Raw genomic sequence first — 19,469 nt, forward strand, 5'->3', positions numbered from 1 at the left:
TGGGACGTCCCTCGCGGCAGCGGCGAGTGCCGCCGCCGCGACGGAGAGTTATTTTCCAGCCATGGCCTTCAGGCTGGCGGCATATTTGTCAACGTCATCCTTGCCGATGATTACCGTCGGTATGATGATCAAGCCGTTGCTAGGAACGCCTGACTTGTCGCCCTTGAGGTAGGCCGCCATCAGCTTCATGCCCTGATAGGCCCATTCGAACGGCTGTTGCACGACGGTCGCTGCGACCGTGCCTTCCTTGACGCCGCCGAGCGTGATCGGATCGTCATCAAAGCCGACGACGGTGATCTGGCCGAGTTTACCGGCGTCGCGCAACGCCTCATAGATGCGCGGCGTATTGTAGGAATAGAAACCGACCATGCAGGTGACGTCGGGGCTGGCCACCAGCGCGTCCTCGACGTTCTTCTTTGCGCGCGTCTGGTCGATATCGTCGCCGCGTACATCTGTCAGCTCGATCTTCGTGCCCTTCAGGCCGTCCTTCATGCCCTGGATGCGTTCCTTGGCATTGTCGGCGCCGAGCAGGCCAACGAAGCCGATGCATTTGCCGCCGTCCGGCATCGCTTTCTTGGCGATTTCGGCGGCCTGCATGCCGGCGTCGATATTCGATGAGCCGATATAGGCGACGCGGTTGGTCTGCGGCGCGTCGCTATCTGTGGTGAAGAGAGCAGTCTGCGATCCGATCTTGTTCAAGCCGTCCGTCTGGGTCTTGGGATCGACTGCGGAAACCATGATCCCCTTGACGCCGGCACTGACCAAGTCTTCCATAAGCCGTTGCTGAACGGCGACAGATGCCTGCTCAGGGTACTTCAGCTCCATCTGGTAGTCGGGCATCTCGCCCTGCGCCTTCTTCACGCCCGCCTCTGCGGCTTTCCAGAAGTCGGATGCACCGTTGACGACAAATGCGAGTGTCGGCTTGTCGGCAGCATGCGATACGGCAATCGGCGCCGCGCTCAGCATCAACCCGGCGAAAAACAAGGCTGCATTGCGTTTCAGCTGTTTCATAATACACCTCCCGAGGGGCCGCAGTTGCACGGGCCCGTTTCCGATTTACGGCCGGCCGGATGCGCGCCCCCTCCCAGGGCCGTCGCAAAGCGACGAGTGGCATAGGTTCCGATCGCTCCCTGACGGTATACAAGAAATTTAATTAGTAAATAGTATTATCAATGCAGATCAAAACATTTCATCGGGCAATGGCTGGGATGGTAATTTTGTAATGGCATTGCCAACAATCGATAGTGTTGCAACAATTCATGCAATTGCCAGCGCTTTCAGATAGATGCTAATATTAATTAGCAAAAACGACGATCAACAACCCTGAACGGTTATCCCAAGCAGAGACAGTTTCCACGAATGCGAAAGCCCAAGACCGAAAATAAGCCTGTGCGCGTGACGATGATGGACATCGCGGCGGCGGCTGGCTGCTCGCAGGCGGCCGTCTCCTTCGTCCTCAACGACACACCCGGCACCCGCATCTCACAGCAGACGCGTGATCGCGTATTGGAGGCGGCGCGCGCGCTCGGCTATATGGAGAAGACCTATACGACGAAGGCCTCTTATTCGGGACTGGACAACGTCATCGGTTTCGCCGTGGATCAACTGGCCACCAGCCCGGAAGCGATCGTTGCGATCGAAGGCGCGCGGCAAGCCTCCTGGAACGCCGGCAACGTCCTTCTGGTAACCCAAACGCTCAGTGATCCCGTGATGGAGCCGAAAGCAATCGAGGCGTTGACGAGCGGAGGCATATCGGCGCTCATATATATGACAATCTATACCCGCCAGGTGGAGCTTCCTTCCTATGTCCGCAAGCTTAATATCCCGACGGTCCTGCTGAACTGTTATACGGCGGACCATGCCTTTCCCGCCGTGGTGCCGAGCGAGATCGCGGGGGGCAGAGCTCCACCCGCCATCTGATCATGCACGGACACCATCGTATCGCGACGATCACCGGCGAAATCTGGATGCAGGCGGCGCAGGACCGGCTGACGGGATATCGCCGCGCGCTAGCGACCGCCGATATACCTTTCGATCCGGAATTGGTTATTGAAGGCGACTGGTCGGCCGGTGCCGGCTATGCCTCCACGATGAAACTGCTTGCTCTGAAAGAGCCGGCCACCGCGATCTTCTGCCAGAACGACCGCACTGCCATCGGGTGTTACGAAGCGCTCAAGGATGCAGGGCTTCGCATTCCCCAGGACATGTCGGTGGTGGGTTATGACGACGAAGAAATTGCGCGACATCTCGTACCCCCTCTGACGACCTCGGTCCTTCCACATCTTGCCATGGGGCAATGGGCAATCGAACATCTCAACCCGGATAATACGCCCGGCAAGCGCTATCCCATTGCGAAGCTCGAATGCTCGCTCGTCAAGCGTCATTCCGTCGCCGCGCCGCGAGCCGAGGCGCGGCAGATCCTCGATGGCGCATATACGTCGCCATAGCGTTCGCGCCGGGCCACTCATCCGCTGAGTGGAGCCCAGCTCGCTCGGAACCCCTGACCGGCGCACATTGGAGGAAGTGGTCGAAATCACTTCCCGAGCGATAGAACGGGCAGAGCTTGCCTTTGGTCAATAGGCTGGCGAACGGATCGCCCTGCCCTTGCGTCGTCACTGACGAACCACCGATCTCAAATAATCTCAACCACAGATACAATCTGCGCAGAGGCGACGTTGACGACGTGTAGATTTGGAGCTAGCTCTAGCGCCATGAAAATCGCAATGGTTCTCGTAGTGGTGATATCGCGCATGGGCAGGACGGTCTGATCGTCCGGCAATAGCCACCCATGCGCCGAAAACTGGTCCCTGACGGGGCCTTTTTTTATGCCCCGTCGCACCCATCACCTCACTCACGACGGAACCCAGATATGACCGGCGAGAAAGCCAACTCTTCCCTTAACACCCCTTCTGATCGTCGCATGAACGGCGGCGAGATCGTTCTGCAAGCGCTGCGCGACAATAGTGTCGAACATATTTTCGGTTACCCCGGCGCAGCGGTGCTGCCGATCTATGACGAAATCTTCCAACAGGAGGACATCAAACATTTCCTGGTACGCCATGAACAAGGCGCCGGACACGCGGCCGAAGGCTATGCCCGCTCGACCGGAAGAGTTGGCGTCATGCTGGTGACATCGGGACCGGGCGTTACAAATGCGGTTACCGCACTGCAGAATGCCCTTATGGACTCCATTCCGATCGTCTGCCTCGCTGGCCAGGTGCCGACTAGTCTGATCGGCACGGATGTTCGGCACGGATGCTTTTCAGGAATGCGATACGGTCGGCATCACTCGTCCCTGCACGAAGCACAATTTCCTGGTCAAACACGTCGACGATCTGGCCAAAACGATCCACCTGGCTTTCCGGATCGCGGCGGCCGGTCGGCCCGGCCCTGTTCTCGTCGACATGCCGAAGGACGTGCTGTTTGCCAGCGGAACCTACGTCGCACCTGACAAGGTAGCTCCCCCGCCGAGCTATCAGCCGGCAATGCATGGCGATCAGAACGCGATCCGGGCAGCTGTCGCATTGATGGCCGAAGCCCGACGACCCATCATCTATACGGGCGGCGGCATCATCAACTCCGGACCGGAGGCGTCGAGATTGTTGCGCGAGTTTATCGACCTCACCGGCTTTCCGGTAACGTCCACCATCATGGGGCTTGGGGCCTATCCGGCTACCGGGCCGAACTGGCTACGGGTCGCCGGACAGGACGGATCGCACGAAGCGAATATGGCAATTGGCGATTGCGATCTGATGGTCGCCATCGGCGCGCGGTTTGACGATCTTGCGATCTCGCGCGTCCATGAGTTTTGGCCTCGTTCGAAGAAAATCCAGATCGATATCGATGCCTCGTCGATCAACAAACGCGTTCTCGTTGACATCGGCATTCAGGGCGACGCCGCGCATGTGCTGGCGGATATGATCCATGCCTGGCGGTCGCTTTCCACCGTGCCCGACCAGAAGCGGTTGCGTGCGTGGTGGACACAGATCGATCATTGGCGAGCTCCCCATTCGATTTCCTACGAGCGGCTGGACCATGCAATCATGCCGCAACATGCCCTGGAGCGCCTGCATGCACTGACAAAGCCGCACGACCCCATCATCGCCACGGAGATCGGTCAGCAGATGTGGGTGGCGCAGTTCTTCGGCTTCGACAAACCCAATCGCTGGATTACCTCCGGTGGATTGGGGACGATGGGCTTCGGTCTTCCCGCCGCGCTGGGCGCGCAGATCGCACATCCCGGGCGCCTTGTCATCGACATTGCCGGCGACGCTTCGGTGCAAACGACGATGAAAGAGCTGTCGACGGCCATACAGCATCAAGCGCCGATCAAGATTTTCGTCTTGAGCAACGAGTATCCGGGCATGGCGCAAGAATGGGATCCGATGCCGGATGGTAACAGTCGAGCGCGCTCTTATTCGGCCTCACTGCCCGATTTCACCAAGCTCGCGGAAGCCTATGGCGCCGTCGGCCTTCGTTGCCAGAGCCCGAGCGAACTCGACGGCAGGATCGAGGAGATGATCGACGCGGACCGGCCGGTGCTCCTTCACTGCCGGGTTGCGAGGTGCGCCGGCACCGATCGGCTGTAAGGGCCGGTGATCGAACAGGCCAAAAGCAAGCCGTGCGATCCTGCGAACCGCAGTCATCATCGATGCTGGCCAAGGACCTCATGATCGAGACTGGCGTCTCGATCATGTCTTTGTACCGTTTGATGGGATCGATTTTCTTCAGCCCGCAGACACGCCGAATTGCTGCCCGAGAAATTCCAGATACCCGCCCTCCGATCAAAGATACTGTGTCATGACTCTTTGTTTGAAAGCGCGGCCAAGTCCTCTTTAAGCCGCACCGGTAAATCCATCCGTTCGTGAAGAATGCTCATGACGCCGAGATCACCGTTCTCAAGCTCCCGAAAGAATAGGTAGTGATGCTCATAGCGGCTGAAATAGGCCCGACGCCTGATGTCTGCGGGAACCGCCAGGCGTTGCGGAAGCTGTCGCCAGATCAGCCGATCTTCGCATAAACGCTGCAAATAAACATGCAGTCCGAGAATGTACGCATCTGCCTGCTTTTCTCCCCACGCCTCGAAAGTGTCGCGCCAAATCTTGTCTTGCGCGGCATCAGCGCGTGGATAAAACCGATAAGCTGCCATGCTCAGCGGCGCTTGTTGCGGCGGATAACGTCTTCAGCGGAAACGGCGACAAACTCGCTGTCGTCGGCACGCATCGCAGGTGCAAGTTCCTTTTGCAGGCCATCCCATGCCTCGTCGCGCGTTTGCAAATCGCGTCGGATTAGGGCGCGAATGTACTCGCTCGCATTCTCATAGAGGCCGTCGTCACCGATCTGCTGTTGAATGTGGTCTTGCAGCGCGCCGCTGACCTTCACATGAATGCTGCCTGATGCCATCGGCTTACCCTTTTGCTCTTCTTCTATCGTGGGAAGCGTAGCATATATCGTCAATATTCATCACAAAGAATTTGATCGCGATATGGTCTTTCGAACCCGCTCGGCAGCCTGGCTGTCTCAGGGATCATTTGAACAAGATCATCATCGTCGGTCCGCCGCTTGTTTAGCGCTTGCGGGCCTGGGGCAGCAGGTTCATGCTTGTCCCTGTTTTGAGGCCCGCTGATTGCGGCTGAAATAGCCGTAACAGTTTGGGCTTTCGTGAGAAGCGTGCGATGGAGTGCGCCGGCTGCGGTTTCGATATTCAGAGCGGTTTTGCTTTCTGTCCGCGATGCGGCGCAAGGCAGCCGTTTTCCTGCGCCGCCTGCGGCAATCCCTGTCAGCCCGATTTCGCCTTCTGCCCCCAATGTGGCGCGCCGATTTCCGGTAAAGTCCAACCCGCAACGAAGCCTAAGATCGAGACGGCACTGTCTAAATCGGAGGGCGACGCCGACCGGCGGCCGGTAACCGTGCTCTTCGCCGATCTCTGCGGCTTCACGACGCTGAGCGAGCAGATCGACCCCGAAGTCATGCGCGTGCTGCAGAACGAATTGTTCGAAGAGATGACCCAGGCAGTCGAGGCCTATGGCGGCTTCGTCGACAAGTTCGTCGGCGATGCGCTGCTGGCGCTGTTCGGCGCGCCGGTCGCTCATGAGGACGATCCGGTCCGGGCGCTCGGTGCCGCACTCGATATGATCGGTCGGGCGACGCAGGTCGGCGAGCGCTGGCACGCCCGCGCCGGCGTGCCGCTGCGTCTGCATATCGGCATCAATAGCGGCCCTGTCGTTACCGGCGGCTTCGGCGCGGTCAGTGCAAAATCCTATTCGGTGACCGGCGACACGGTAAACACCGCCCAACGCCTGCAATCCATGGCCGGCGAAAACGACATCCTTGTCGGGCCGCTGACCTATCGCCTCACCCGCCATGCCTTCGCCTTCGAGAGTCTCGGTGCGCAGGCGTTGCGCGGCAAAAGCGGAAACGTCCTTGTCCATCGGCTGACAGGGCTGTCGGAAGCGCCGCACACGGCGCGCGGGCTCGAGAGTCTCGGCCTTCAGGCGCCAATGATCGGACGGGATACGGAAATATCGCGGTTGCTGACATGCCTCGATCTTGCCTGCGGTGGTGCTGCGCAGCTTGTCCGCCTGATCGGCGAAGCGGGCATCGGCAAGTCGCGGCTGGTCAACGAATTCGTCGCGATAGCCAGCAATGCCGCTCGTTTCCAGGGCCTCGCCATCCGCAAAGCGACTTGCTCTCCCCTCGGCGAACAATCCTATGGAACGCTCGGCGCGGTCGTGCGCAGCGCCTATGGCATCGGCGAGCGAGACGATCTCGACAGGGCGCGGCAATTGCTGGCAACAGGGTTCCGCGCGCTCGATCTGACGCAGGAGGAGGTCGAGGGACTTTTGCCGCTCTTTCTGCATGTCCTCGGCCTCGGCGATCCCGATGGCGCGTTGCGGCACATCGAGCCGGAGCAGCTGCGGCGGCAGATCTTCTATGCCGTCCGCACCGTCTTCGAGCGGCGGCTGGCGCAAGGTCCCCTGCTGCTTGTCATCGAGGATCTGCACTGGGCGGACGCTGCCTCGCTGGAAGTCCTTCGCTTCATGATGGACCGGCTGGAGCGCAGCCGGTTGATGCTGCTTGCGATCTACCGGCCGACATCGCAGACCGACCCACTGGACTCCAATCGTGTGAGCGTCACCGTGCAGCGTCTTGCCCCTCTCTTTGCGGCCGACGGGCAGAAGCTGCTTGCTGCATTTTTTGGCGAGAGCTATGCCAAGTTGCCGGCGACGATGCGCAAGCGCATCCTCGACCGCGCCGGCGGCAATCCGCTTTTCATCGAAGAAATCCTTCGGGTGCTGATCGACATGGGCACGTTGCACAATGACGGCCAGCGCTGGCATGTCGCAGCGGAAGACACGGATGTCGATATACCGGTGAACCTGCAAGCCCTGTTGCTTGCCCGCGTCGATCGTCTGCCACAGGAGATCAGACGGCTGGCGCAAGAAGCGGCGGTGGTCGGCCCGAAATTCGATACCGCCCTGCTCCGCACCATCGCCACCGACCCAGCCGCCATCGATGCCGCATTGGATCATCTCTGCGATGCGAATATCATAGAGGAATTGCGTGGGCCGGATGCCGGCGGGCCGCCGGGCTATCGCTTCAGCCAGACGCTGATGCATGACGTCATCTATCACAATCTCCTGCTGCAACGGCGCATGGAGCTTCATCAACGGATCGGCCGGGTTCTGGAACGTCAATATGGTGCGGCGCCCGACCGGCCCGAGCATCTGGCGCAGCTCGGCCATCACTTCAGCATGACCACCGAAAAGGCCAAGGGCGCTACCTATCTGATGGCGGCGGGCGATCTGGCGCGCAAGGCCTACGCCAATGACGACGCAATGCGCCTCTACCGTCAGGCCCTTGCGGCCTTCGCGAACGAGGCGGAGGTGACATCGGAGCAATTGGCGCTGTTGGAGCGTCTTGCCGATCTCTGCGGCCCGGCGGGCCTGCGCGACGCCGCCTTGAACCATTATCAGCGAGCGCTGGCGATCCACCGCACCAAAGACGATCCTATTGCCGCAGCGAGGATATTGCGCAAGATCGGCCGTTTGCATCTCGATGCAGGACGCCGCGATCTAGCGGAGACACATTTGGCCGAAGCCGAAGTGATGATCGCAACGATCGATGCGCCGGTCGAACGTGCCCATGTCCTGCAGGAGCGCGGCCATCTGGCTTTCCGCATGGGGGATCAGGCCGCTGCCGCCGAGTGGGCGACGCAGGCGCTGCAATGCCTGCAGACGCTGCCGATCGACGGGACGACCGAGGCCGGACGGGAGACAGCGCGAGCGATGGCGGAGGCGCTGAATACCAAGGGTGCGGCCTTTGCGCGACTCGGACGTCGCCGCGAGGCCGTACAGGAAGTGGAGCGCAGCCTCTCGGTTGCCGAAAAGGCCGATCTGCAAAGTGCCGCCTGTCGCGCCTATTCCAATCTCGGTGTTCTCTACACGATTGTCGATCCTGCCAACGCCATCAGAATCTGCCGGCGCGGTCTGGAGGTTGCGACCCGTATCGGCGATCTCAGCTTCCAGGCGCGCCTTCTCGCCAACCTCGCGGTTGCATGCTGTACCTTCACCGATCGCTGCGCCGCCGAAGGTGTACCGGCGGCGGAGAAGGCCGTCGAAATCGACCGGGCGCTTGATCAACGCGACCATCTCTCCGTGCCGCTGATCGTGCTGGGCCAGATTCATCAGTGCCACGGGCAGCCGAAGCTAGCTCATAAGTATTACGAGGAAGCCCTTGAGGTTGCGAAGGAAATTGATGAACCGCAACTGCTCTTTCCGTGCTATGATGGCTTGGCGACACTCAGCCTTGAGCATGACGACATGGACGAGGCGGAACGGTATTTCACGCTGGCGCAGGATGTGTGCATCCGCCACAACCTCGATCCAGGCACGCTCGTCGTCTTGCCGTTTCTCGACTGACCTGTCCTCGTTGCAGTGATCGCCGGAGATCGATTTGGCAAATCGATTCAAAAACATAAAGGGAGGAACGAAACATGCAGGAGAACCACGCCGCAAGACCATTGCAGCCGGGAGATCGCGCGCCGAACGTGGTGCTGGATGCGATCACCCGCCAGGGCAAGGTCGCCATCGACGATTTTCGCGGCCAGAAGCCGGTGCTCGTCGGGTTGTTCCGCGGATTGCATTGCCCCTTCTGCCGCCGGCAAATCGCCGCCATGGCCGAACTCACCGGCGCATTGCAGGAGAAGGGCATCGATAGCCTGACCGTCGTCAACACGCCGATCGAGCGCGCCCGCCTTTATTTCCGCTACCATCCGCTTCCCAATCTGCTGGCGGCCTCGGACCCGGAACGGGTATCGCACAGGGCCTTCGGCCTGCCGAATCTGCAGTTCACCGAAGATGAGAATGAGTGGCCGCGCAAAGTCAGCATGAACACGGTGATGTCGATGCGCATCGACATGCCGGGCGAGCTTCCAGCGCCTATGGACCCGATGGCGGCGTCGGAATTCCTCGACAAGGCGGACGGCTATGAGTTTACCGAGGATGACAAGCAGATGATCGCCACCGGCCACGGCCAACTCGTCGGCGAATTCCTGCTCGATCGAGATGGCGTCGTGCGCTGGTGTTTCACGGAAGTCGAGGAGGATGGCCGCCATATGTTCGGCGGTCCCGCCCCTCGGGAAGTGATGTCGGCAGCGTCGAACATGGCTGTTTGAAGCGAATGAGGCCGTGCTTGAAAGGTCGGGCGCTTGAACAAGGCGAGCCATTCCCGGTCCCGCATGATCGCCCTTATTCCATCCTGAACCTGGCGTGGCAGGTCGTGCAGGTCTGAAGCATGAGGTGGAACGCGTGTTCCGCCGGCATTGCCAGCAGCTCCTGCTCGTTGCGAACATGAGTGCCGAAAGGACCGCCGCCCATGGCCTCTCCGGGCTTCATGCGCATGCTGGCAGTCATCGGCCCGGGGTTGTTCTGCGCGGCGGCATCCAGTGCGACGGCGTAGTCGCGCAGATCGTTGGCGATGCGGTCGAACCGGTCGCGCTCTTCGAGGATGTTCGGCCTGGCCTTCGACTGCGGCCCGGCCTTCGACTGCAGATTGGCGGCCTCGGAGGCGAAATGTGCGGAGAGAACGCTCCCGGACTTGTCACGGATGGTGTCGGCCGCCCATTTGAACTCGCTGGCCTTATAGGCGGCCGGATCCTTGAACATGCCGGAGATCGTCTTCGCCGCGGCGGCCATGGCTTTCATGTCCGCCTGTCGACGGGAGACGAGGTCCTCCGCGGCTGGCGACGGAACCCTCGCCATCAGGACTGCTCCCACGACGGAGAGCAGTCCAACCTTCTTCATGTAAGCGGCCTGTTTCATAAACGCTGCGCTCCTAACCGGGCCATGCCGCTTGCTTCGGATATCCGTGGCTTCACCGGATATCCGTTCTCATTTGGGCAGGAAGAGGGCGGACGGAGACCGCCTTCCCCGATCACGCCGCCATCTTGCGGCAGCTATCGGCGCAACGGCGGCAGGCGTGGACGCAGCTTTGCATGTCGCCCACCCGCGCGCAGTCTTCGGCGCACTGGCCGCAGATTTCTGCGCATTCCCGGCAGAAATGCTTGTGGTGCTCCGAGCCGATCAGCATGAAGTGCGCAGAGGTCCGGCAGATCTCCGCGCATGCCATCATCAGCTTGAAGTGCGGAGGCTTGGTGTGCTCCCCGCCCAGTTCCAGGCAGTGGCCCATGGCCATCGACAGGCATTCGCTGTAGCAGGCGAGGCAGTTGTCGATGCAGGCTTTCATCTCGGTCGACATGCGATGCATGGCTCAATCTCCTATTTGGCTTCCTTGTCCACCCACTTGGACATCTCTTCGATCTCCTTTTTCTGGGCTTCGATGACCTTTTTGGCCATCTGCTTGGCCTCTTCATTGTCGCCGTATTTGAGTTCGACCTCCGACATGCTGATCGCGCCCATATGGTGGGCGATCATGCCGCAGACGAAGGAAACGTCGGCGTCCTTCTTCATCATCCCCTGCATCATGTTCATGTGCATGTCCTTCATGCCGTCCATCGACGCCTTCTGGTACTCGGTCATGTCGCCCATCGGCATGCCGCCCGACATGTCCATCTTCGACATGTCGGTGTTCATGCTTTCGGACTTGCATTTCTCCGGATAGGCCATCGTCGACTGGGCGGAAGCGCCCGACGGCAGGATTGCGAAGGAGGCGGCGACTGCCGAGCACAAGGCAAGCTTGGTGAACGTCTTCATGTTTCGATCTCCGAAATCTGGTTGATTGTTTGGTCCGTGTCAGCCCGTCTGAAATCGGGGCGGCGGATCGATCGCACGGATCAGCAGGAGCGGCCTGTCGACGGACTGCGTCGCTTCATGCTTCCCCGGTTCAAAGCGCGGAGCCGCGACCTTGGCAAGTTCCGGAAGGATCGGACAGCAGTGCATCGCCGAGCAGCACCCGGCCTGCATGCCGTGGGCGTGCCGCACATGGTGATCACGCTCACCCACGACGGCACAGTGCTGGCTTGGAACGCTTCGCGCCGTGGCCATGCCGAAAGGATTTGCCGTCACCAGGAGAGCGACGACCAAAAGCTGAGCGTACCGGAAGATGCTTCCAAGTCTCATTCGGCTGGGTTTCCTTCGGGCGCCGAACTGTGCGGCAGCGGTAATGTTCCACAGTACCAGTGATCTGTGGCGGCCTTGCGTTTTGGCAACGGCCTATGAGGAAGCATTAACGATCGCCGGCTAGTCTGCGCCTCTCGCTCGGAAAAATTCGATGAAACCTGGTTATTCGCTAGCCCAGATAGGACTTCACTGGCTGATCGCCCTCCTGGTGCCGGTCCAGTATCTGACGGGCGGCAGCATCGAGAGAACCCACCACGCCGTCCACATGGGCATGACGCCATCGCCTTGGGACGTCGTCCAGCACCAGCTCCACAACTACGCGGGAATGGCGATTGGCCTGCTGATGGGCCTGCGGCTGGCTCTTCGTGTCCTTCACCCGCCCGAGACCGGCGCGCCCGGCACATGGACCGGGCGAGCCGCCGCGACGCTTCATCACGCCTTCTACGCCGCAATCATCGGACAGGCCTGCATGGGATTTGTCGCGAGCTACTTCTGGTTCGAGATCGCGCCGTACCACGTCGTCGGGTCGAAGATCATCCTGGCGATGGTGGCGCTGCATCTCGCCGCGGCGATCTGGCACACGCTCGTCGTCCGTGACGAGACAGTCGACCGGATGGTGTTCCCGCGCCGGAAGCGGTCAGCCGAGGATCTGTAACGTGGCGAATATCAGCACGACGCAGCGGCCGCTCATGGCTGAGAACACCAGGACTGAACGGGACGGGCGGTTCCGTGCCACATAAAGGACGCGAACATCGACGACAGATGAGTCGCAATTGAAATCGATCTGCTTTGCATGTAGTTCGAGGAGCATGGGCAAGATGTACCGAATCGCAATGAGCAGGCTGCTCGTGATGATGCGGCTGGTGATCGTCGTATCACTGGCAGGGTACTCGCTGTCGAACGCCAGCGCCGCGATGCATGGCTCCTCCTTCCCCGAGGTGGCAGCGGTACTGTCCGAGTCCGATGCAATGCAGCATCACGATGGCCATGACATGACGAAGATGGCTGCTCATGACCATTCGCAGGGCGACGTCGGTGATGATGCAGATGGCGTATCGAAGCTGGTCAAGCAGGAATGCTGCAAGGATTTCTGCGGCGGGCTTGGCATCATTTGTGAAGGTCCCGAAGTCGGCGGACCCATCGTGAATTCCATCCGGGAATTTATTGACGACCGGACGACACTTGGGGAACTTCCGACTCTCCACCGTCCCCCCAATATCTGAATAGAGACGCGCCCGCTCGATCGGGTCCAGTCGGTCGCCTGCCCCGCATTCGGGCGGGCGCACCGTAGGCTATCTCTTATTCGGAAATTTCATAATGAAACCCTCGCTTTTCGTGGTGGGGCTGCCGCTTCTTGTCGGCGGCTGCGCATCCACGCTTCCTCCCGACGTGGTGGCGTCCCCCGCAGCGGTCGAACAGCCAACCGCGCGCCCGGCCGCATACCGGTCGCCGATCTCGGGCTACGTCACCAGGCAGCCCGTCGATCCCAAGCCATGGCGTAGACAGAACGATCTGCAGTCTCCAGCGAATGGAGACGCCTCATGATCGAGCCAAGAAGAACATTGGTGGCGCTGATATTCCCGATGGTGTTGAGCGGCTGCGCCACAGACGCCGAGTATTCCAGCAAGGAAGCGGGCTTCACCGCCGTTTTCAACAAGACCGCCACTGTCACGGCGAAAGAGACCGTCTGGATCCAGAACCAGAACCAAGCCCGGTCGGCGGCCGCGCAGGTCAGAAGCCTGCTCGCGCGAAGGAAGACCCTCGACGTCGAAACATCCGTCCAGATCGCGCTGCTCAACAACAAGGGTCTGCAGGCCGCCTACGCCGATCTTGGCGACAGCGCCGCCGACGCCTGGCAGTCGACGATGTTCCTCAACCCGACCGTCTCCATCGGCACGACCGGCATGGGGACGCCGGAGCTGGGGGCGTTCAAGACGATCGAGGGAATGATCACGACGAACATCCTGGCGCTTGCCACGAGAAACAGGGATATCGCGATCGCCGACACTCGCTTTCGGCAGTCGCAACTGACCGCGGCCGTGAAGACGCTTCAGGTCGCTGCCGACACCCGGCGGGCCTGGATCGGCGCGGTCGCGGCCTGGGAGAACGTCGCGCAGCTCCAGCGTGCCCAGGCCGCGGCGGACGCCGCTTCCGAGCTCGCGGAGAAGCTGGGCGAGACCGGTGCGATGACCAAGGGCGCCCAGGCCCGCGAACATGTGTTTGTTGCTGAACTCGCCGGAGAGACAGCGAAGGCCCGGCTGGCGGCCCGTCTCGCCAAGGAGGAGTTGACGCGGCTGATGGGCCTCTGGGGCACTGACCTGGACTACCAGGTTCCCAACGGCCTGCCCCCGCTACCCAAGTCCGTCGCCAGGCGAGACACCATCGAGGCCGAAGCACTCCGAAATCGGATAGACCTCCAGGTCGCAAAGCTCGAACTCGAAGCCACTGCCAGGTCGTATGGCCTGACCGAAGCAACGCGCTATGTCACCGACCTCGAAATCCTGACGGGCTTCGAAACGGAACGGGAAATCGAGGACGACGAGAAGAAGACCAGGACGACCGCTCAGGTCGAACTGGAGTTCGCAATCCCGATCTTCGATACGGGCAAGGCCCGGATGCGCAAGGCAGAAGTCGCATATATGCGGGCCGCGAATCTGCTGGCGGAGAAGGCCGTCAATGTCCGTTCGGAGGCGAGATCGGCATACGAAGCCTACCGCTCGAACTACGATATCGCGCGGCACTACCGCAACGACGTCGTACCGCTTCGCACCAAGGTCGAGGAAGAATCCCTGCTGACCTACAATGGCATGATCTCGAACACGTTCGAGCTGCTCACCGACACCCGTGACAAGATCAACTCCATCCTGCTCTCCGTCAACGCAAAGCGCGAGTTCTGGCTGGCCGAAGCCAACCTCGCGCCTGCGATCTACGGCGGCGGCGCGACGAAGGTGTCGGCAGAGACCGAGGTCGCCGCTGCTTCCGAAGGCAGCGCTGGCGGCGGTCATTAAGAAAGGACACATCATGTTCAACAGACGACAACTTTTTGGAGCCAGCGCCGCTCTGCTCACCACAGCCGCCTGGACGAAGACGTCGGCGATGGGGCTGCCCGACGCACCGACAATGGAATCCGCGGACATGCAGCCGCCACTCCACCCGGCCTCAGGTCCGGACTATCAGCCGGTGGTCACCCTCAATGGCTGGACCCTGCCCCACAGGATGAACAACGGCGTCAAGGAGTTTCACCTCGTCGCCGAACCAGTCGAGCGCGAGATGGCCGACGGCATGACCGCCTATCTCTGGGGCTACAACGGACAGTCTCCGGGGCCGACCATCGAGGCGGTCGAAGGCGACCGCGTCCGCATCTTCGTGACGAACAAGCTGCCGGAGCACACGACGATCCACTGGCACGGGATGCTCGTGCCATCGGGCATGGACGGCGTCGGCGGGCTGACGCAGCCGCACATTCCGGTCGGCAAGACCTACGTCTACGAGTTCGACCTCGTGAAATCCGGCACCTTCATGTACCACCCGCATTCCGACGAGATGGTGCAGATGGCCATGGGCATGATGGGCTTCTTCGTTGTCCATCCCAAGGATCCGACGTTCATGCGCGTCGATCGCGACTTTGTCTTCCTGCTCAACGCCTACGACATCGATCCCGGCTCCTATGTGCCGCGGATCATGGAGATGACCGACTTCAACATGTGGTGCTGGAACAGCCGCGTGTTTCCGGACATCAGCCCGCTGGTCGTTTCCAGGAACGACAGGGTGCGGGTGCGGGTCGGCAACCTCACCATGACGAACCATCCGATCCACATGCACGGCTACGATTTCGAAGTGACATGTACCGACGGCGGCTGGGTACGGCCGGAGGCGCGGTGGCCCGAGGTGAGCATCGACATCCCGGTCGGCGCGATGCGTGCTTACGAGTTCGATGCCAAGTATCTCGGCGACTGGGCGATCCATTGCCACAAGTCGCACCACACGATGAATGCCATGGGTCACGACATCCCGACTTTTATCGGTGCGGACAAATCGAAGGTCGCCGAGAAGATCAGGAAGCTGCAGCCGGAATACATGCCCATGGGCACCAAGGGCATGGCCGACATGGGCGAGATGGAAATGCCCATCCCCGAGAACACGGTTGCCATGATGACCGGCTGGGGGCCGCATGGTCCGATCGAAATGGGCGGCATGTTCTCGGTCGTGAAGGTCCGCGAGGGTATCTCGGCGGACGATTACTCAGATCCGGGTTGGTACGAAAACCCACCCGGGACCCAGGCTTGGGAATGGACCGGCGAATTGCCGGACGCGACCAAGGCCAAAGACGCGAAAACGCAAATCACGCCGAAACCGAAAAACGGCTGAGGCTCAACCTCCCACATCCAAAAAAGGATTTACGCATGAAGAATTATGTATTGGCACTAGCGCTGTTCGCCCTCGCAACCCCTGCCCTGGCTTCCGGCAATCACGCCGGCGGCCACGGTGAAAAAATGGCTGTTGGAGAACCCGGCGACAAGGCCAAGGCGACGCAGACGGTCCGCGTCACGATGAAGGAAACCGAAGACGGGAGGATGATATTCACCCCTGCCGTCTTCAATGTCCGCAAGGGGCAGACGGTCAAGATCGCGATCAAGAATGCCGGAACTGTCGACCACGAATTCGTGCTCGATCAGGAAGACAAGATTCTGGAGCACAAGAAGGTCATGGAGAAGTTTCCGGAGATGGAACATGCCGACGCCAATTCCATCCGCCTTCCGGCCGGTCAATCCGGCGAGATCGTCTGGAAGTTCACCACCGACGGCGAGTTCAAGTTCGCCTGCCTGATCCCCGGCCACTATGAAGCCGGCATGCACGGCGACGTCACCGTCGCCGGGAAATAATCCGCGAAAAAGGAGCCAAGAACATGAAAACTGCCATGATCAAAATCAGCCTAGCCGCCCTGCTCTCTGCCAGCGCGGCCTTCGGCGCGTTTGCCCAGGAATTCACCAAGGGTGTCGTCAACAAGGTCGACACCAAGGCGAACAAGGTCACTATCAAACATGAGGATCTGAAGAACCTCGACATGCCTGCGATGACGATGGTCTTCCGGGTCGAAGACCCGGCCCTGCTGGAAAGACTGAAGGAAGGTTCGAATATTGAGTTTGTCGCAGAGCGCGTGAATGGCAAGCTCACCGTCACTGAAGTAAAATAGTGGGCTCCTGCCGCCCGGCCCCGATCCGGGCGGCAGGACATCACGGAGTGGAGACGATGTACAGGAGAAGCTTCATTACAATGGCGGCATTCGCCCTGGCGTTCTTTGGCAGAGAGGCACACGCCGCCGCGCCGGCGAAGATGACGGTCTACAAGGATCCCAGCTGCGGCTGCTGCCATAAATGGTCGAAGGCAATGGCGGCAGCGGGATTTTCGGTTGAAGCCCGCGACACCGACGATCTTGCAGCGCTGAAGGCGCAGTTGGGCGTGCCGGCCGACGTGCAGGGATGCCACACCGCCGTCATCGAGAAATACTACCTTGAGGGACACGTGCCGCTCGAGGCCGTCCGACGCCTTTTGCAGGAGCGGCCGCCAGTCCGAGGGCTGGCCGTGCCGGGCATGCCACCTGGCTCCTTGGGAATGGGCGACGATCCGCAGGCATTCTATGCGGTGTATGCGGTCCCCTCGGGAACCGGCGCGCCATACGTGTTCATGGAGGTTCGTCCCCGGAAGGGCTGATGCCCTCGATCAATCAAGGCCGAGATGGCGCTCAGGAAACTGGAGCGGCACAGAGCGCCGCCCAGAGATCATGCTTCCAGTCCGTTCCTGCCCGCGCCGACACGTCAACCCTATAGTCGGCTGAATTGATCCGCACCATGGCGGGCGAACCGCAGCGCACGCTCGCCTCGTGTCTTCCTCCGTCCCGATAGATCACTGTCCCGCCACCGTCGAATTCCGAGAGTGTGATGACGACGTCGAAATCAAAGGCGGGATCGCGGGCAGGCCCGCCCCCGGCCAGACCGAGACTGACCGAGCGGCCGCTGCCGAACGAAGTGGTGTGGAAGACGACATGCCCAGACGCCGCCGACATGGATGCGGACTGCGCGCAAAGGATCAGAGACAGAAGGACTCGGCGCATTTCCCCTCCCGTGGTCAACGCATCCCGATCCCATCATATGCGCGGAGGCTCTGCGACGATGCAGAGCCTCGCGGGCAGGTCTTTATCGGTGACGCGGAAGTCGACCGGCCGGCCGTCTTTGAGGCGCGCCGGCATCACTCTGGGAGCCCGGCCTTGCGGTAGCCGTCAATGAAATGTGCAAGCGTCCGAGCTTCACGAAATGGCTCGGTCGCAGCCCAATGGCGGATTGAAAAACGCGGGTTGGCAACAAGGAACAGTTCGACCTCGGCGCGCGCCTCGTCGAGCCGGCCGAGCTGGGCAAGGCTTGCTGCCAGGAAACGGCGTGAGCTCGTGCGATAGGTCTCGTCGCTGCGCAGCGTCTCGACAGCGGCTTGGTATTGGCCGGCGGCATATTGCGCCTGGCCGAGCGCCAGATAGTACCAACTTGCCGGAAACGGGTTCAGCCGGAAGGCCTTGGCGATATGCTCGAGACCCTCCCCGACCCGCCCAGCCAGGACCGTGATGTCGGATAATGCCGCAAAGGTATCGGCCTCGTTCGGGTCGAGCTCGATCGCCTTGGCGAATCCCGCATCCGCCTCGGCAAAGCTGCGCTCATAGGCGAGCAGATAAGCCAGGACCCAGCGACAGCCGGCGTCATTGGGGTCGATCGCGACGGCCTTGCGCGCCAGCTCCAAACCAAGGCTTCGGGTGGGTTGCGTTGGTCCGGCGGAATGCACCTCTCCCATCCAGTGGTTCATGGCAAGCCAGCGATAGGCCTCGGCATAGTCGGGATCGAGCGAAATCGCGCGCGTCAGCATCAGATGCGCTTCCCGCGCCGCCTGCCGCGTGTCATCCATCAGCCTGCGCGCCCGCACACAGAGATCGTAAGCCTCGAGATTTTTAGGCCGGTTGCGCGGCGGCGGTGCGCGCAGCCGGCCGAGCAGCGCCTCGACGATCTTGGCCGTCACCTCGTCCTGAACGGCAAAGATATCGTCCAGGCTGCGGTCGAAGCGTTCCGCCCATAGATGATCGCCACTTGCCGCATCGACCAGCTGAGCGTTGATGCGCACGCGCGCTTCGACGCGTCTTGCGCTGCCCTGCAGCAGGTAGCGCACGCCAAGCTCCTCGGCGATCTCGCGCACATCCATCGCCTTTCCCTTGTAGGCGAAGGCCGAGTTGCGGGCGATGACGAACAGGCCCGGTATCCTGGAGAGGTCTGTGACCAGGTCTTCAGTCAGCCCATCGGCGAAGGATTCCTGTTCGGGATCGTTGCTGATATTGAGGAAGGGCAGCACTGATATCGATGGTTTGTCGGGCAACGCCAAAGCTTTTCGCTTCACGCCGCTGAGCTGAATGACGGCGCCTACGAAGCGGTAGCCGACGCGCGGCACTGTGGATATCCATTCACCGCCATCGGTAGCCGGACCGAGCAGCTTGCGCAGCTGCGCGATCTGGACCGTGAGGTTGCCTTCCTCGACGATCCTGCCCGGCCAGGCCGCATCCATCAACTCGGCCTTGCCGAGGATTTCGCCGGGCCGCGCGACGAGTGCTGCAAGCAGCTTTACCCCGCGGTGGCCAACGGCAACGGGATCATCATTCCGAAGAAGCGTTCCCGCAGCCGGATCAAGCACAAACGGACCAAAAGCAAAGCGTGACCCCTGCATAGGGCGCATCCTAGAGTCTTTAAAGCTTGGATGGAACTGTTCGTCCGCTTAGGTCGCATGGTATCGACGGCATTTACGTGATTGCACTACATTGCGCCAACATTCGGCGGCTTCTGGCTGGGACGGAGCCACCTC

Annotated in this window: 19 protein-coding genes and 2 pseudogenes; 12 read left to right on the forward strand and 9 right to left on the reverse strand. The window is 60.9% G+C overall.

Going from position 1 to position 19,469, the window contains the following annotated elements:
- Positions 1–48: 48 nt before the first annotated feature.
- Positions 49–1,011 carry a sugar-binding protein gene (locus ACS4RR_RS14380; RefSeq protein WP_017964330.1) on the reverse strand — a complete coding sequence of 321 codons (963 nt, stop codon included), beginning with the start codon at positions 1,009–1,011 and terminating at the stop codon, positions 49–51.
- Positions 1,012–1,359: 348 nt separating this feature from the next.
- Between ACS4RR_RS14380 and ACS4RR_RS14385 the strand changes: the two are divergent.
- Positions 1,360–2,447: pseudogene (locus ACS4RR_RS14385) on the forward strand (LacI family DNA-binding transcriptional regulator).
- A 422-nt stretch (positions 2,448–2,869) separates the two neighbouring features.
- Positions 2,870–4,589: pseudogene (ilvB, locus tag ACS4RR_RS14390) on the forward strand (biosynthetic-type acetolactate synthase large subunit).
- Positions 4,590–4,798: 209 nt separating this feature from the next.
- On the opposite strand, the gene ACS4RR_RS14395 reads toward ilvB, so the two are convergent.
- Positions 4,799–5,149, reverse strand: a complete 351-nt coding sequence (locus tag ACS4RR_RS14395; RefSeq protein WP_407766337.1) for a type II toxin-antitoxin system RelE/ParE family toxin — start codon at positions 5,147–5,149, stop codon at positions 4,799–4,801.
- A gap of 2 nt (positions 5,150–5,151) precedes the next feature.
- Positions 5,152–5,403, reverse strand: coding sequence for a ribbon-helix-helix domain-containing protein (locus tag ACS4RR_RS14400; RefSeq protein ID WP_162117165.1), 252 nt, complete (start codon positions 5,401–5,403; stop codon positions 5,152–5,154).
- A 272-nt stretch (positions 5,404–5,675) separates the two neighbouring features.
- Here ACS4RR_RS14400 and ACS4RR_RS14405 point away from each other — a divergent pair, with 272 nt between their 5' ends.
- The gene (locus tag ACS4RR_RS14405; RefSeq protein ID WP_456188936.1) at positions 5,676–8,921 is read left to right on the forward strand and encodes an adenylate/guanylate cyclase domain-containing protein; all 3,246 of its coding nucleotides are present in this window, start codon (positions 5,676–5,678) and stop codon (positions 8,919–8,921) included.
- A 74-nt stretch (positions 8,922–8,995) separates the two neighbouring features.
- On the forward strand, positions 8,996–9,676 hold the full coding sequence (locus ACS4RR_RS14410) for a peroxiredoxin-like family protein (protein ID WP_222383978.1): 681 nt from the start codon (positions 8,996–8,998) through the stop codon (positions 9,674–9,676).
- 73 nt (positions 9,677–9,749) lie between these two features.
- On the opposite strand, the gene ACS4RR_RS14415 is transcribed toward ACS4RR_RS14410, so the two are convergent.
- The 4 genes from ACS4RR_RS14415 to ACS4RR_RS14430 all read right to left on the reverse strand — a co-directional run bounded on the left by ACS4RR_RS14415 (position 9,750) and on the right by ACS4RR_RS14430 (position 11,579).
- Positions 9,750–10,322 carry a cytochrome c gene (locus ACS4RR_RS14415; RefSeq protein WP_456188937.1) on the reverse strand — a complete coding sequence of 191 codons (573 nt, stop codon included), beginning with the start codon at positions 10,320–10,322 and terminating at the stop codon, positions 9,750–9,752.
- Between the two features lie 112 nt (positions 10,323–10,434).
- On the reverse strand, positions 10,435–10,767 hold the full coding sequence (locus ACS4RR_RS14420; RefSeq protein ID WP_456188938.1) for a four-helix bundle copper-binding protein: 333 nt from the start codon (positions 10,765–10,767) through the stop codon (positions 10,435–10,437).
- 11 nt (positions 10,768–10,778) lie between these two features.
- Positions 10,779–11,213 (reverse strand): CopM family metallochaperone, encoded by a 435-nt coding sequence (gene copM, locus ACS4RR_RS14425; RefSeq protein ID WP_222291149.1) that lies wholly within the window; start codon positions 11,211–11,213, stop codon positions 10,779–10,781.
- Positions 11,214–11,252: 39 nt separating this feature from the next.
- Entirely contained in the window at positions 11,253–11,579 is a 327-nt protein-coding gene (locus ACS4RR_RS14430; protein WP_456188939.1) for a hypothetical protein, read from the reverse strand.
- Positions 11,580–11,730: 151 nt separating this feature from the next.
- On the opposite strand from ACS4RR_RS14430, the gene ACS4RR_RS14435 reads away from it, so the two are divergent.
- From ACS4RR_RS14435 to ACS4RR_RS14470, 8 genes are all read left to right on the forward strand, one after another.
- The gene (locus ACS4RR_RS14435; protein WP_456188940.1) at positions 11,731–12,234 is read left to right on the forward strand and encodes a cytochrome b; all 504 of its coding nucleotides are present in this window, start codon (positions 11,731–11,733) and stop codon (positions 12,232–12,234) included.
- Positions 12,235–12,388: 154 nt separating this feature from the next.
- Positions 12,389–12,802, forward strand: a complete 414-nt coding sequence (locus ACS4RR_RS14440; RefSeq protein ID WP_456188941.1) for a hypothetical protein — start codon at positions 12,389–12,391, stop codon at positions 12,800–12,802.
- A gap of 94 nt (positions 12,803–12,896) precedes the next feature.
- Positions 12,897–13,124 (forward strand): hypothetical protein, encoded by a 228-nt coding sequence (locus ACS4RR_RS14445; protein WP_456188942.1) that lies wholly within the window; start codon positions 12,897–12,899, stop codon positions 13,122–13,124.
- Positions 13,121–14,587, forward strand: a complete 1,467-nt coding sequence (locus ACS4RR_RS14450) for a TolC family protein (RefSeq protein WP_260298705.1) — start codon at positions 13,121–13,123, stop codon at positions 14,585–14,587. Before ACS4RR_RS14445 ends, ACS4RR_RS14450 begins: the two co-directional genes overlap by 4 nt.
- 13 nt (positions 14,588–14,600) lie before the next feature.
- Entirely contained in the window at positions 14,601–15,947 is a 1,347-nt protein-coding gene (locus ACS4RR_RS14455; RefSeq protein ID WP_456188943.1) for a multicopper oxidase family protein, read from the forward strand.
- A 35-nt stretch (positions 15,948–15,982) separates the two neighbouring features.
- Positions 15,983–16,462, forward strand: coding sequence for a cupredoxin domain-containing protein (locus ACS4RR_RS14460; protein WP_260110841.1), 480 nt, complete (start codon positions 15,983–15,985; stop codon positions 16,460–16,462).
- Between the two features lie 23 nt (positions 16,463–16,485).
- The gene (locus tag ACS4RR_RS14465; RefSeq protein ID WP_017964313.1) at positions 16,486–16,773 is read left to right on the forward strand and encodes a copper-binding protein; all 288 of its coding nucleotides are present in this window, start codon (positions 16,486–16,488) and stop codon (positions 16,771–16,773) included.
- A gap of 56 nt (positions 16,774–16,829) precedes the next feature.
- A complete protein-coding gene (locus ACS4RR_RS14470; protein ID WP_260111125.1) occupies positions 16,830–17,291 on the forward strand; it encodes a DUF411 domain-containing protein in 462 nt (153 codons plus the stop codon).
- Between the two features lie 31 nt (positions 17,292–17,322).
- Here the strand turns inward: ACS4RR_RS14470 and ACS4RR_RS14475 are convergent, their stop codons facing one another.
- Positions 17,323–17,691: a hypothetical protein gene (locus tag ACS4RR_RS14475; RefSeq protein ID WP_456188944.1), complete on the reverse strand. Its 369-nt coding sequence runs from the start codon at positions 17,689–17,691 to the stop codon at positions 17,323–17,325.
- A 134-nt stretch (positions 17,692–17,825) separates the two neighbouring features.
- Positions 17,826–19,334 carry a winged helix-turn-helix domain-containing tetratricopeptide repeat protein gene (locus ACS4RR_RS14480; protein WP_456188945.1) on the reverse strand — a complete coding sequence of 503 codons (1,509 nt, stop codon included), beginning with the start codon at positions 19,332–19,334 and terminating at the stop codon, positions 17,826–17,828.
- Positions 19,335–19,469 lie beyond the last annotated feature (135 nt).

The sequence above is a fragment of the Rhizobium zaerense genome (assembly GCF_051810725.1).
Taxonomy (GTDB): Bacteria; Pseudomonadota; Alphaproteobacteria; order Rhizobiales; family Rhizobiaceae; genus Rhizobium; species Rhizobium leguminosarum_I.

Coding starts and splice junctions, on each gene's coding strand:
- ACS4RR_RS14380 (WP_017964330.1), bottom strand. CDS start 1,011: ATGAAACAGCTGAAACGCAATGCAGCCTTGTTTTTCGCCGGGTTGATG.
- ACS4RR_RS14395 (WP_407766337.1), bottom strand. CDS start 5,149: ATGGCAGCTTATCGGTTTTATCCACGCGCTGATGCCGCGCAAGACAAG.
- ACS4RR_RS14400 (WP_162117165.1), bottom strand. CDS start 5,403: ATGGCATCAGGCAGCATTCATGTGAAGGTCAGCGGCGCGCTGCAAGAC.
- ACS4RR_RS14405 (WP_456188936.1), top strand. CDS start 5,676: ATGGAGTGCGCCGGCTGCGGTTTCGATATTCAGAGCGGTTTTGCTTTC.
- ACS4RR_RS14410 (WP_222383978.1), top strand. CDS start 8,996: ATGCAGGAGAACCACGCCGCAAGACCATTGCAGCCGGGAGATCGCGCG.
- ACS4RR_RS14415 (WP_456188937.1), bottom strand. CDS start 10,322: ATGAAACAGGCCGCTTACATGAAGAAGGTTGGACTGCTCTCCGTCGTG.
- ACS4RR_RS14420 (WP_456188938.1), bottom strand. CDS start 10,767: ATGCATCGCATGTCGACCGAGATGAAAGCCTGCATCGACAACTGCCTC.
- copM (WP_222291149.1), bottom strand. CDS start 11,213: ATGAAGACGTTCACCAAGCTTGCCTTGTGCTCGGCAGTCGCCGCCTCC.
- ACS4RR_RS14430 (WP_456188939.1), bottom strand. CDS start 11,579: ATGAGACTTGGAAGCATCTTCCGGTACGCTCAGCTTTTGGTCGTCGCT.
- ACS4RR_RS14435 (WP_456188940.1), top strand. CDS start 11,731: ATGAAACCTGGTTATTCGCTAGCCCAGATAGGACTTCACTGGCTGATC.
- ACS4RR_RS14440 (WP_456188941.1), top strand. CDS start 12,389: ATGGGCAAGATGTACCGAATCGCAATGAGCAGGCTGCTCGTGATGATG.
- ACS4RR_RS14445 (WP_456188942.1), top strand. CDS start 12,897: ATGAAACCCTCGCTTTTCGTGGTGGGGCTGCCGCTTCTTGTCGGCGGC.
- ACS4RR_RS14450 (WP_260298705.1), top strand. CDS start 13,121: ATGATCGAGCCAAGAAGAACATTGGTGGCGCTGATATTCCCGATGGTG.
- ACS4RR_RS14455 (WP_456188943.1), top strand. CDS start 14,601: ATGTTCAACAGACGACAACTTTTTGGAGCCAGCGCCGCTCTGCTCACC.
- ACS4RR_RS14460 (WP_260110841.1), top strand. CDS start 15,983: ATGAAGAATTATGTATTGGCACTAGCGCTGTTCGCCCTCGCAACCCCT.
- ACS4RR_RS14465 (WP_017964313.1), top strand. CDS start 16,486: ATGAAAACTGCCATGATCAAAATCAGCCTAGCCGCCCTGCTCTCTGCC.
- ACS4RR_RS14470 (WP_260111125.1), top strand. CDS start 16,830: ATGTACAGGAGAAGCTTCATTACAATGGCGGCATTCGCCCTGGCGTTC.
- ACS4RR_RS14475 (WP_456188944.1), bottom strand. CDS start 17,691: ATGCGCCGAGTCCTTCTGTCTCTGATCCTTTGCGCGCAGTCCGCATCC.
- ACS4RR_RS14480 (WP_456188945.1), bottom strand. CDS start 19,334: ATGCAGGGGTCACGCTTTGCTTTTGGTCCGTTTGTGCTTGATCCGGCT.